This is a genomic window from Methylocucumis oryzae (genome assembly GCF_000963695.1).
In the GTDB taxonomy this organism is placed as follows: domain Bacteria; phylum Pseudomonadota; class Gammaproteobacteria; order Methylococcales; family Methylomonadaceae; genus Methylovulum; species Methylovulum oryzae.
This window is the reverse complement of sequence record NZ_LAJX01000304.1, coordinates 1-11,425: the sequence shown is the minus strand read 5'-3', so window position 1 is coordinate 11,425 and position 11,425 is coordinate 1. Positions and strand designations below refer to the sequence as shown.

Here is an 11,425-nt window from a genome sequence, read left to right as displayed (position 1 = left end):
GGAGCAGTTTTCTGTAAGCCACACGGATGTGGTGAATGCAGAAAACGCACGACTGCACGGATGCAGGAGGTAGAGCAATGCAGGAGCTATTGCCGAGAAGCAGTTTTCTGTAAGCCACACGGATGTGGTGAATGCAGAAAACGCAGGAGCAGTTTTCTGTGTTTATACTTTAAACGGTTAAGTTTTCGGTTTTTAGGTAGGGTGCGCTGTGCGCACCTTTATTAAGTTATCATAAAAATCAATGAAAAAGGTGCGCATAGCGCACGGCAACACAAGATACCGAATATGACCGTTCAGAGTATAACTAAACTATGTTTTTAAGCGGGCTTAACACCGGTAACACATGATAAGTGATATTGATTCTACGTCAGTGAGTGCATAATGAATCTGACAAAATTAACTTTAAATTTGTTTGGCTTAGGCTATTTACTGTTTGCACCGGTATTATGCGCCGAAGATGCTTCAGTCGAATATAAAATCAAGGCAGGTTATTTATACAATTTTACTAAGTTTATTACGTGGCCGGAGGAGCGTAACCCTACATTTAATATTTGTATTATTGGTAAAGACCCCTTTGGGTCGATTATTGACCCTATTGAACAGCGTACTGCTATGGATAGGCCAATAAAGCTAGTCAGGGCAGAGCATTATGATAAGTCTTTAGACTGTCAAATTGTGTTCTTTGGTCATTTAAAAGAACTTCCTATTATCAAAAAAGCTGTTTTAACGGTGAGTGATACACAAGACTTTGCAAGTTTAGGTGGCATGGTGAGCTTTATTAAGAAAGAGGGACGTATTAAATTACGGATTAACTTGCAAGCGATAAAAAGTAGCGACTTAGAAATCAGTGCCAAGTTACTAGAAGTTTCAGAACTTATTAATGGAAACGGCCATGATTAACTACGTTCGCAACTTATCTATTCATAAAAAACTGTTGTTAACGGTTTTATTTCCCAATATTTCTTCGTTAATTGTTGCGGGTATGATTTTGGTGGTGTTGGAAATTAATGATTTTCAACGCAAAGCGCAAGATGAGTTAACCACGCTAGCAACGCTAATTGGTAATCGAAGTATCGCGGCTGTGATGTTCCAAGATACTAAATTAGCCGAGGAAAACCTCTCTGTGTTAAACATGCAGCCTACTGTGCAAGCTGCGTGTTTGTATGATGCAAAAGGCGTTCAGTTTTCTCGCTTATTAAAAAATGAACAAGACGCTTGGCAATGCCCCATCGCGGTAAGTCAGGAACACACACATTTTGTCAGCCGTGATTTATACGTCGTGGTGCCTATTGTCGACAAAGGCGAAAATCTAGGGACGGTTTTAATTTATGCTGATTTTGCCAAAGCCTATTGGGAAAAAAGTTAAATTTACCGGCTTATTGTATTTAATATTACTAGCTGTTTCGGTTTTAACATTCATTATATCTACACCGTTAATTAAGCTGATTTCTCATCCCATCACCCAATTAGTCGCGACAGTAAAGGCAATTAGTCAAAGTAAAAACTATTCGTTACGGGCAAAAAAAATTCATAACGATGAAACAGGCTTATTAGTCGATACGTTTAACGATTTGATTATGACGGTCGATATACAAAACCAAGAACTGACTAAAGCTAAAGACCGTTATTTAGCGCTATACAATGATAATCCCACTATGGTGTTTAATCTTAAGGAAAGCGGTCTTATTCTATCGGTTAATTTAACCGGGGCTAATTATTTAGGTTTAGCCATTGACGTTCTGCAAAATCGCTCAATTTTCGATTTTGTCTACTCCTCTGATTTGACTATTGCTCAGGATTTAATCGCGCGCTGCTTACTCAATCCTAATCAAGTTCAAAAACAAGAATTCAGACAGATTTGCATTGCCAAAGAGATTATTTGGGTAAGAGCAACCGCAAGGTTTATTGAAAGCATCGATGGGCAACACAGCTTGCTTTTAGTGTGCGAAGACGTCACAGAAACCCATAATCTAACGGCGCAAATTGCTTATCAAGCTAGCCACGATGCCTTAACAGGACTGGCTAATCGAGCCGAATTTGATAGGGCGATTGCCGAGGCCATTCGTAGCGCACATGCTGAGAATACCGAGCATGTGTTATGTTATTTAGATCTTGACCAATTTAAAGTGGTTAATGATACCAGCGGCCATTTAGCCGGTGATGAATTATTACGCCAATTAGGCGATATTCTTAGAAAACAAGTGCGACGCCATGATTTTGTTGCGCGTTTAGGCGGCGATGAGTTTGGCGTACTGATGTATGATTGCTCAATGGCAGAAGCTTATACGGCATGTGAGCATATACGCAATGCTATCCGCGACTTTCATTTTGCCTGGGATGACAGACGCTTCACGATTGGTGTCAGTATAGGCGTATCATCGATTAATGATACGTCTAGCAACGCCGTGAACTTATTAAAAGAAGCCGACGCTGCCTGTTACGCGGCGAAAGATAAAGGGCGCAACCGCGTCCATGTGTTTAGACCCGATGATAAAGAACTCGCGATACGTCATGGTGAAATGCAATGGGTCGCCAAAATTCAGCACGCGCTTGAAAATAATCACTTTTGCTTGTACGGACAACCCATTGTTTCTATAACAGATATTGAGGAAGGCTTACATTTTGAAGTATTGATTCGTTACCGTGATGAACAAGGTAACACGATTCCACCCGGCGCATTTTTGCCCGCTGCTGAGCGTTACAATTTAGCACCTGCGGTAGATAAATGGGTGATACGCAACTTGTTTGAATGGATTGCGAACAGGCCTGAGTTTTTAGAGAAACTCGCTTTGTGTTCGATTAATTTGTCAGGCTTATCGCTAACGGATGAGTCTATGTTGGCATTTATTTCCGAGCAATTGACGCAATGGCAAATTCCCACCCATAAAATTTGTTTTGAAATTACCGAGACTGCGGCGATTTCTAACTTATCAAATGCTACTGATTTCATTAATAAATTGAGAGAAAAAAACTGTTTATTCTCCCTAGATGACTTCGGTAGCGGCTTGTCGTCGTTTGCTTATTTAAAGAATTTACCAGTCGATTTTTTAAAAATTGATGGCTTGTTTGTTAAAGACATTTTAGATGATAAAGTTGACCTCGCAATGGTGAAGTCGATTAACGAAGTCGGGCATATTATGGGCAAACTGACGATTGCGGAGTTTGTCGAGAATAAACCCATCTTTGATTTATTGTCCGAATTAGGCGTCGATTATGCACAAGGGTATGGTATTGGCAAACCTGTGCCATTAGAAGAGTTAAAAATTAGCAAGCCTTTTGCGGCAGCATGAACATGAAAACAAAGCATTCCAAATCTATCCTCAGTACCGCGCTGATGTGTTGCTGTAGCGCAGCCAGTATCGTCGTCGCACGGGCTGAGATTGATGATTATTTTTCACTTTCTCCGGCTGAATTAGCCGCTATGCCGGTAACAATTGCTACAGGCACGCCAAAACCGGTGTTCCAATCGGCTGCCGTGACCAGCGTGATTACTGCTGAGCAGATTAAAGCCATGGGTGCAACAGAATTGCATGAAGTGCTGGAAACGGTGCCTGGTGTACATGCTAGCTTGCAAGAGTCTTCTAATGATTATAACTACAGCTTTCGAGGCATTCGCAATACCGCCAACTCACAAGTATTAATGTTACTCAATGGCACCCGGATAACGACGCCGTTTAGAGGCACCTTGACCACAGGCGTTGAATTGCCGTTGGAAGCTATTACTAGAATCGAAGTGATACGGGGGCCAGGTTCTGCTTTATACGGTGCCGATGCTTTTGCCGGTGTTGTTAACATCATTACTAAAACGGCTAGCGATATTAATGGCAGTAAAGTCGGGGCACGCGGCGGCCACTGGGGTACGCATAGCGAATGGGGGCAACAAAGCTTACAGTGGGCGGGGTGGGATATATCGGCTAGCTTGCAGCATCAAGCTACCGATGGTGATGATGGCCGGATTTTACATGCCGATGCGCAAACAGGGTTTGATAAGATTTTGGGTACACAAGCCTCGTTAGCACCGGGGGCGTTAAATTTTCAATATGAAAACGTTAAATGGCCATTTCGACCTTAAGCGCAAGCATTGGGATATGCATCTTTGGGGGTTCGGTGCTGAATCAGGCTCGCGAGCGGGTACGGCAGGGGCATTAGACCCTAATGGCAATGCCAATACTGAGCAGTTTTTAGGCGATGTCCGCTTCTCTAGTGAAGATTGGTTTGAAGACATTGAATTGACGGCTCATGCGAGTTATTTATACACAAATTTTTTAGCTGATTTAAACCTTTTTCCCTAATAACACATTGTTACGAATCGGCGCTGATGGCAATATCAAATCACCCTTAAGTACAAATCCACTCGTCAGTTTTCCTGACGGTGTTAAAGCCAATGTAGGTCGGGTTGAACGCGTACCGTCAATAGAATTAGGTTTGCTTTATAAAGCATTTGACCAACATTTGCTTAAATTTAGTTCGAGTTTTCGTTATGAAGAAATCACCACTAGCGAGCGTAAAAACTTTGGCACTGGCGTGATAGACGGCTCTGAAGGTGTTGTCAATGGTGACGTCACCGATGTCACTAATACCCAATATGTTTATTTGCCGTACAGCTCCAGAACCATCTGGTCATTGGTCGCGCAAGATGAATGGAATATTGCTAAGGGTTGGCAGTTAACCACGGGTGTGCGTTACGATGATTACTCAGATTTTGGCGGTACGGTTAATCCTAGAGTCGCGTTAGTGTGGGATATTTCGTCATCGTTAACCAGTAAACTGCTTTATGGTCGTGCCTTTAGAGCACCTAGTTTTTCTGAACAGTTTAATCAAAATAATCCTTCTTTACTGGGTAATAAAAATCTAAGTCCTGAAACGATTAATACCGTTGAATGGGTGATGGATTATCGTCCTATGCCGTCATTACGCACCGCGATTAATGTGTATTATTACGAAATTAATAACTTAATCAGTGCCGTAGCCGACAGTAATGGTATTACTAGCACGTTTCAAAACAATGGCAGCCAACGCGGGCATGGCACTGAATTTGAGTGGGATTGGCAGCTTAATGATGGCTGGTCTTTACGCGGTAACTACGCGTGGCAAGATGCAGTGAATTCCGATACCGATATATCAATAAACGGAGTCCCTGAACATCATGTTTTTGTCGCATCGACGTGGCGTTTTTTACCGCAGTGGCAAATACAACCACAGCTTAACTGGGTAGGTGGTAGAAACCGTGCTGCAAATGACCTAAGACCGTTGCCTGATTACACGACAGTTGATTTAACCTTACGCGGTAAAAAGCTATTTAACCATCTCAATCTTTCCGCCTCTTTGCGTAATGCCTTTAATGTCAGAGGCTTAGAGCCTGCTGCAACACGGTATCCGGAAAATTTATTGCTAACAGGAAGAAGCTTTTATTTCGAAGCCTCTGTCGATTTTTAATCATGCGCTGCATGATTATTCTTGAAAATCGCCTAACTGCTCTTCGACTTCTTTTGCTGCGGTATTGATGCAGGTTGATTGCTCGGTAAGGACAGAATTTAAACTGTCATCAATACCGGCTAAGTTATCGTTGAGTTCAAGCAACATTTCACTGATTATTTTTTTGACCGATTCCAAATCTTGCATAGTAAACCTCTGGCTTAATACGGCTGGGAAGCCTTTGAGCGGGGAAAAATTAAATACTATTCTATGGACTGGTTCATAGGTTGTATGGTGTCGAACGCCCCTTGCTACTCTATACTTTAGCGCTAAACCTGCTTTGTAACCCGACCTACCAAGCTTGCTTGGATTCTTTTTTAGTCATCGTAATCACTACTCATGCAAAATGCAATTCAGCAATTACTAACGCACGCCAATCAAATCATCTTAGGCAAAGACCATAAAATCCGACTAGCTTTATGTTGTTTATTAGCCAAAGGGCACTTATTAATCGAAGATATTCCAGGTGTCGGCAAAACCACGTTAGCACATACTCTCGCTAAATTGTTAGGTCTGCATTATCAACGCATACAATTCACTAGCGACATTTTACCGGCTGATATTCTAGGTGCATCGGTGTTTGATGCGAAAAACGCCATCTTTAAATTCCATCCTGGTCCTGTGTTTAATCAAATCGTGTTAGGCGATGAAATTAATCGCGCTACACCTAAAGCACAAAGCGCGTTATTAGAAGCGATGGAAGAATTCCAAGTGACGGTCGATGGGCATACTTATGAGCTACCTCAGCCGTTCTTTGTCATTGCGACACAAAATCCCGCGCATCAAATTGGCACGTTTCCATTACCCGAATCACAGTTAGACCGATTCCTAATGCGCATAGAACTCGGTTATCCCGATGCTAAGGCTGAGCGCGAATTATTATCGGGGGAAAATCGCAGTAAGCTTATTGAGCAGTTACCTGTTGTTTTACCGCCTGAACAACTGACGCAAATTCAAGCCGCAATTACCGAAGTACACGCGTCACCGGCATTACTGGATTATTGCCAAGCATTGATTCGATGCACACGCGAATCGCCTGAATTTCAGTACGGACTTTCGCCCAGAGGTGGGTTGGCGTTATTGCGCGCAGCTAAAGCCTGGGCGTTTATGGCTAACCGTGATGCAGTATTACCCGAAGATATGCAAGCAGTACTTGCCGCCGTTGTCGGTCATCGTTTGCGCGTCGGTCATGCGAGTAACGAAGCAGTGCTTGCGCCATTGCTTAAAGTGCCTATTTTTGGGTAGGGTGTGTTGTGCACACCTTTATAACTGTAAAAATCAATGAAAAGGTGCGCACAGCACACCTTACGGCAATTAATGTTTAGCCAACTTAAACAAAAGATTAAAAACCATCGCTTTTTTATCGGTGAGCAAGCCGGGTTAGCGCCTGTACGCTTAACGCATCAACGCATTTATATCTTACCGACTACACGTGGTTTAGGGTTTGTTATTATTTTAGTGGTTCAGTTGTTAATAGCGTTTGTCTATAACAACAACTTGGCTTATTTTTTAGCGTTTTTATTAGCCAGTGTATTTTTTATCACTATTTTGCATAGCTTTAAAACGCTAGCCGGGATAATTGTTAAACCTGGGTCGGTCGTGCCGGTTTTTGCCGGTGAAACCGCTAGTTTTGTCTTGGTGTTGCAAAATCCTACCCCAACGCCCAGATTTTTTCAGGTGAGTATGGCAGACCAACAATCCGTCGAGCTAGCCCCTTTTTCTAACGGTTCAGTGGCGCTGGCTGTCAAGACTACGCGGCGTGGCTGGTGTTATGCTAATAAAATCACTGTTGCAACAACGTATCCTTTGGGGTTATTCCGTGCGTGGTCACCGCTACGTTTTGAGCTAAAAGTGTTGGTGTACCCTAAACCGGCATCGCAATCAACGCCTTTTCCAGAATCTGCCGGTTTAACGGCTGAGCAAGGTTATAGCCAGTTAGGTGCTGATGATTTTTATGGTTTAGCCAGTTACCAACCCGGTGATTCTGTTAAACATATTCACTGGCAAAGCTATGCCAAAGGCTTAGGCGTTTTTAGTAAACAATACGCAGGTGGTAATGCGCGAGAATTGTGGTTGTCGTATCAAGCGACGACAGGTGGGGATGTCGAACAGCGTTTAAGTCAATTATGCCGCTGGCTTATTGATGCTGAACAAGCGGGGCTTAGTTATGGTTTGATACTACCAAACCTAAGGATAACAGTCAGTTCTGGTCATAGCCACACTGAGCAATGTTTAGAAGCACTGGCCTTGTTTTAACTATGCATGTCTCTCGCCCTGTTATGCTGTTTTTGCTTAGCGCGATAGGCTTAATGTGTTTACCGCATTATGCCCATTTGCCGGTAGCGATTATCAGCTATTTTTATGCCTTATTGGCTTGGCGCTTTGTCGGCGTATTTAAACCCGAAAAGCTGCCGAACAAAGCCTTATTACTGTTACTAACCCTAGGTGCCATGGTGTTGTTATACCTACAACACCATAGTCTGTTTGGTCGTGATGGTGGAACGCGATTATTTGTATTAGCGTTGGGGCTTAAGCTGTTGGAAATCAACAGCGAGCGCGACTTATATCTAGTGTGTTTTCTAGCGTTTATCGTCGCCACATCACAATTTTTATACGAACAAAACGTATTCATGGCGGTGTATATCGTTGCGGTAAGCGCAAGTTTATTGGCCGCATTAGTGTGTATTAATCGGTTAGCGCCTAAACCGTGGGCGGCGTTAAAAACCTCCAGTGTGATTGTTGTGCAAGCGTTACCAATGGCTATTGCGTTATTTATCTTATTTCCGCGCGTAGAAGCCCCGCGTTGGATGTTGTTAAACGACAAAAGCCATGTCAGGTCAGGCTTAAGCGATACGATGGAGCCAGGTTCTATCAGCGATTTAGGCATGTCAGATAAATTAGTGTTTCGTGCCAAATTCAGCGCGTCAATGCCTACGCCCGCACAACGCTATTGGCGAGGGCCGGTGTTCGCTTTTACCGATGGCAAGCGTTGGAGTAAAGCGAACAGCCGCAGTTTTGAACAACAACTCGCAAAACCCAGTTTTTCCGGGCATTCTTATGAATACACGTTGTTAATGGAGCCACGCGATAAAAATTGGCTGTATGCGCTGGACTTGCCCAGCCAATTGCCTAAGCCTTTATTCCAAAATGCGTATTATCAAGTATTAAGCATGGATAATCCGGATAAGCGCTCAGAATACAAACTGACTTCTTATACACATTATAATACTGGCGCGCTATCCGAGGCCGAGCGCAGTGTTAACACACAATTACCTGCTGAACCGTCGCAAAAAATCACCGATTTTGTTAAACAACTACAAGGTTTTTCAAAACCGCCACACGTCTTTATCAATAACCTACTACAACATTTTTCGTACCGAAGATTTTCATTACACGTTAACGCCACCGTTAATGGAAGAAAATCCTATAGAAACGTTTTTATTTACTACGCGCTACGGTTTTTGCAGTCATTATTCAGCGGCGTTCGTTTATTTAATGCGTGTGGCCGACATTCCGGCGCGTGTTGTTACCGGTTATCAAGGCGGCGAATATAATAAAGTAGGCGATTTTCTTGAAATACGCGAAGCGGATGCCCATGCGTGGGCAGAAGTGTGGTTAGCTCAGCAAGGCTGGGTAAGAGTTGACCCCACGGCGGCGGTTGCCCCAGAACGGGTAGAAAAAAACCTGGATTTAGCAGAATTAGTTCCCGGTGGCGTCATTCGTTTTAGTAACGATAGCGATGCTCATTCAGGTGCTTACCAATGGTTGAAGCAAGCCTCGCAACTTTGGAGTCATGTTGATTACAACTGGCAGCGTTGGGTGATTAACTACAATACGAAAAATCAAGCACAATTTTTAGCCTCGCTAGGCATTTTTGATTTAAAAACCATGTTATATGGCTTGCTGGTCAGTTTATTTGTGCTGACTTGCTTATTAAGCTGGCTGCTATTACGACAACAACGCGCCAAACCAGACCGATTACTGATAGCCTACCAGCGTTATTGTCAAAAATTAGCTAAATGCGGCTTGCACAGAAATCCAGCAGAAGGTGAATTAAGTTTTGCGGAACGGGCTAAGCAACAGTTACCGGAACACACAGAGGCGATACAGCAAATTACCGCGCTATATTTAAAACTGCGCTATGGAAAACAACCATCAACGCAGGATTGGATACTTTTAACCAAGAAAATCAACGTGTTTTCTCCACGTAGCGTCAAAGTAAAAAGCGGTTCGGCTAATGGATAAATAGACTCTGAACGGTCAAATTTTTCGGTTTTTTGAGTAGGGTACGCTGTGCGTACCATTAAAAAATCGTAATAAAACCAATAAAAAGGTACGCGTAACGTACCCTACAGCGAGCTGAAAAACCCGAAAGCTTAACCGTTTAAAGTATATCTACTGCCTGCTTAAGTATAACTCATTGAATAAAAAGCTTATTAATCTTAAGCCGGCAGTATTAAAAGTATATCGTTGGATTGTGCCGCGTTATTGCGTAGTCAGTTTACCCATTTTGACGACTTCAAAATCGGTATTTTTGACTTGTTTTAATGTGTTTAATAAATCGTCATCCCAGCGCTCATCGGCTGTTCCTGAGATGAATAAATTACCGCCATTATCAGCGACAATCATGCCGTATTTTTTTAACGCTCGTAAAATAACCTGCGCCGGTTCTTCAAAACCGCTTATGTCGTAGTCGGCTTTTAGTCTCAGTCTAGCGCCCATAGGCAAAGCGTTCTTTGAGGTAATGTCACTGGCAAAATGCCGTGCCGGGTAAATATAGGCTCTACGCGTGTCTTCTACAGTAAACCGAATCGCATGGTTAATGGCGTGCTGAATATACACCTCATCATAACGCACTAAACCCGGCAAGATGGGAAGGCCCGCCGCATCGGCTGAAGTCCAGCCTGCAGGTCTTAATTTATTGGATTTTAAATTGAACACGGCACCTGAACCCGCATCCCAACTGCCATCGGTTTTAGGATAAGAGCTCCACGTTTCATAAAGTTTCCAACGGTCTTTATCCAATACCAACACATGTCTATCGCCTTTTGAATTAGCTCCACCTTCAATCGGCGCATCGGCTGGAAATGGATAAGGGCCTGGATCGCTTTCATCGTCGTAGCGGAAACGCATAGGCACTTTAGGCTCAGTCCCCGTGACAACGAGATACGGAATGCCAAAGGGTTTACCATCATCCCAATACGCATTCGCGCCGAAATCGGGGTGTAGTTCGGTATCTGTTCCCAGGTGATTAATTAAATTAGTAGAATTGGGATCTACTGGTTTGGTATCGATTGCTTGGTTCCAAGGGTTATTAGCAGGAAATAAGCGATTGCCCTTTAAATCGGCATTAAGCCCTAAGTCGGTATCTTTTGCCCAAGCCGAAGCTAGGTTAAAACTGATAAAACAAGTTAGTAACAGTTTATAAGCGATTTTCATAACACGTTGCCTCCAAAAAAAGTTAGTTTGACTAGCGATTATCATTGCCTGTTTTACCAATCTATGTTTGTAATAGCCATAGAGTAGGTTTTAGTTTTCTGAATTATTTTGGTGTGTAGTGTGTAAGAAAATAATTTGAAAAGTTATGTTAAATCGAATTCTCAGCGGATTTTGATAGGTAAGCAAGACAAGCGCTAAAGGATAATAGCTAAACCAAAATCAAACGCTTGTGATATATGCACATCGGTTAAGCATTTTCATAAATACAAATCCATATTTATTTTAACATTCGCTCTGGAGTCAAATGGTTTTAGCCAGTTGTTAAAAAAGCTTAAGGAATATGCATAAAATAACTTAGTCAATTGCCAGAGCCGTCTTTTCAGGGACGGCGGTATAGTTCCACTGCCTAAGGTGCTTATCAAAAACGATGCGCATAGATTCTTTAAATCCTACCGCTACTTTTCTGCCTGTTGCATACACTTTATCAAGAATACAGGCGACCACCTTTAAC

At 42.8% G+C, this 11,425-nt stretch carries 11 protein-coding genes and 1 pseudogene; 10 read left to right on the top strand and 2 right to left on the bottom strand.

The window, feature by feature from the left end:
* The first annotated feature begins 381 nt into the window (after nucleotides 1-381).
* The 6 genes from VZ94_RS20665 to VZ94_RS26255 are packed head-to-tail and all read left to right on the top strand — an operon-like array spanning nucleotide 382 to nucleotide 5,436.
* Nucleotides 382-900, top strand: coding sequence for a YfiR family protein (locus VZ94_RS20665; RefSeq protein WP_052700795.1), 519 nt, complete (start codon nucleotides 382-384; stop codon nucleotides 898-900).
* The gene (locus VZ94_RS29875) at nucleotides 893-1,366 is read left to right on the top strand and encodes a CHASE sensor domain-containing protein (RefSeq protein WP_045780681.1); all 474 of its coding nucleotides are present in this window, start codon (nucleotides 893-895) and stop codon (nucleotides 1,364-1,366) included. The genes VZ94_RS20665 and VZ94_RS29875 overlap by 8 nt, the downstream gene beginning before the upstream one ends.
* Nucleotides 1,338-3,290 carry an EAL domain-containing protein gene (locus VZ94_RS23845; protein WP_239650125.1) on the top strand — a complete coding sequence of 651 codons (1,953 nt, stop codon included), beginning with the start codon at nucleotides 1,338-1,340 and terminating at the stop codon, nucleotides 3,288-3,290. Before VZ94_RS29875 ends, VZ94_RS23845 begins: the two co-directional genes overlap by 29 nt.
* 2 nt (nucleotides 3,291-3,292) lie before the next feature.
* Nucleotides 3,293-4,072, top strand: a complete 780-nt coding sequence (locus VZ94_RS31230; RefSeq protein ID WP_052700794.1) for a TonB-dependent receptor plug domain-containing protein — start codon at nucleotides 3,293-3,295, stop codon at nucleotides 4,070-4,072.
* Entirely contained in the window at nucleotides 4,041-4,292 is a 252-nt protein-coding gene (locus tag VZ94_RS26260; RefSeq protein ID WP_052700793.1) for a hypothetical protein, read from the top strand. The genes VZ94_RS31230 and VZ94_RS26260 overlap by 32 nt, the downstream gene beginning before the upstream one ends.
* A 7-nt stretch (nucleotides 4,293-4,299) precedes the next feature.
* Nucleotides 4,300-5,436: a TonB-dependent receptor plug domain-containing protein gene (locus VZ94_RS26255; protein ID WP_052700792.1), complete on the top strand. Its 1,137-nt coding sequence runs from the start codon at nucleotides 4,300-4,302 to the stop codon at nucleotides 5,434-5,436.
* A 15-nt stretch (nucleotides 5,437-5,451) separates the two neighbouring features.
* Here VZ94_RS26255 and VZ94_RS26250 read toward each other — a convergent pair whose 3' ends face one another.
* Complete coding sequence (locus tag VZ94_RS26250) at nucleotides 5,452-5,622, bottom strand: hypothetical protein (protein WP_157844999.1); 171 nt, start codon at nucleotides 5,620-5,622, stop codon at nucleotides 5,452-5,454.
* Nucleotides 5,623-5,814: 192 nt separating this feature from the next.
* Between VZ94_RS26250 and VZ94_RS20645 the strand changes: the two genes are divergently transcribed.
* From VZ94_RS20645 to VZ94_RS29855, 4 genes and pseudogenes are all read left to right on the top strand, one after another.
* The gene (locus VZ94_RS20645; RefSeq protein ID WP_045780680.1) at nucleotides 5,815-6,720 is read left to right on the top strand and encodes an AAA family ATPase; all 906 of its coding nucleotides are present in this window, start codon (nucleotides 5,815-5,817) and stop codon (nucleotides 6,718-6,720) included.
* 36 nt (nucleotides 6,721-6,756) lie between these two features.
* On the top strand, nucleotides 6,757-7,731 hold the full coding sequence (locus VZ94_RS20640; RefSeq protein ID WP_239650124.1) for a DUF58 domain-containing protein: 975 nt from the start codon (nucleotides 6,757-6,759) through the stop codon (nucleotides 7,729-7,731).
* A pseudogene (locus VZ94_RS29860) lies at nucleotides 7,704-8,645 on the top strand (TgpA N-terminal domain-containing protein); the annotation flags it as partial. The gene VZ94_RS20640 and the pseudogene VZ94_RS29860, both read left to right, overlap by 28 nt.
* A 241-nt stretch (nucleotides 8,646-8,886) precedes the next feature.
* On the top strand, nucleotides 8,887-9,720 hold the full coding sequence (locus VZ94_RS29855) for a DUF4129 domain-containing transglutaminase family protein (protein ID WP_239650123.1): 834 nt from the start codon (nucleotides 8,887-8,889) through the stop codon (nucleotides 9,718-9,720).
* 240 nt (nucleotides 9,721-9,960) lie between these two features.
* Here VZ94_RS29855 and VZ94_RS20630 read toward each other — a convergent pair whose 3' ends face one another.
* Nucleotides 9,961-10,914 carry a hypothetical protein gene (locus tag VZ94_RS20630; protein WP_052700791.1) on the bottom strand — a complete coding sequence of 318 codons (954 nt, stop codon included), beginning with the start codon at nucleotides 10,912-10,914 and terminating at the stop codon, nucleotides 9,961-9,963.
* Nucleotides 10,915-11,425: the final 511 nt, after the last annotated feature.

What these genes read in the sequence shown, in the direction of transcription:
- VZ94_RS20630 (WP_052700791.1), bottom strand. Translation starts at nt 10,914, where the DNA reads ATGAAAATCGCTTATAAACTGTTACTAACTTGTTTTATCAGTTTTAAC.
- VZ94_RS20665 (WP_052700795.1), top strand. Translation starts at nt 382, where the DNA reads ATGAATCTGACAAAATTAACTTTAAATTTGTTTGGCTTAGGCTATTTA.
- VZ94_RS26260 (WP_052700793.1), top strand. Translation starts at nt 4,041, where the DNA reads ATGAAAACGTTAAATGGCCATTTCGACCTTAAGCGCAAGCATTGGGAT.
- VZ94_RS20640 (WP_239650124.1), top strand. Translation starts at nt 6,757, where the DNA reads ATGAAAAGGTGCGCACAGCACACCTTACGGCAATTAATGTTTAGCCAA.
- VZ94_RS29875 (WP_045780681.1), top strand. Translation starts at nt 893, where the DNA reads ATGATTAACTACGTTCGCAACTTATCTATTCATAAAAAACTGTTGTTA.
- VZ94_RS26250 (WP_157844999.1), bottom strand. Translation starts at nt 5,622, where the DNA reads ATGCAAGATTTGGAATCGGTCAAAAAAATAATCAGTGAAATGTTGCTT.
- VZ94_RS20645 (WP_045780680.1), top strand. Translation starts at nt 5,815, where the DNA reads ATGCAAAATGCAATTCAGCAATTACTAACGCACGCCAATCAAATCATC.
- VZ94_RS29855 (WP_239650123.1), top strand. Translation starts at nt 8,887, where the DNA reads ATGGAAGAAAATCCTATAGAAACGTTTTTATTTACTACGCGCTACGGT.
- VZ94_RS31230 (WP_052700794.1), top strand. Translation starts at nt 3,293, where the DNA reads ATGAAAACAAAGCATTCCAAATCTATCCTCAGTACCGCGCTGATGTGT.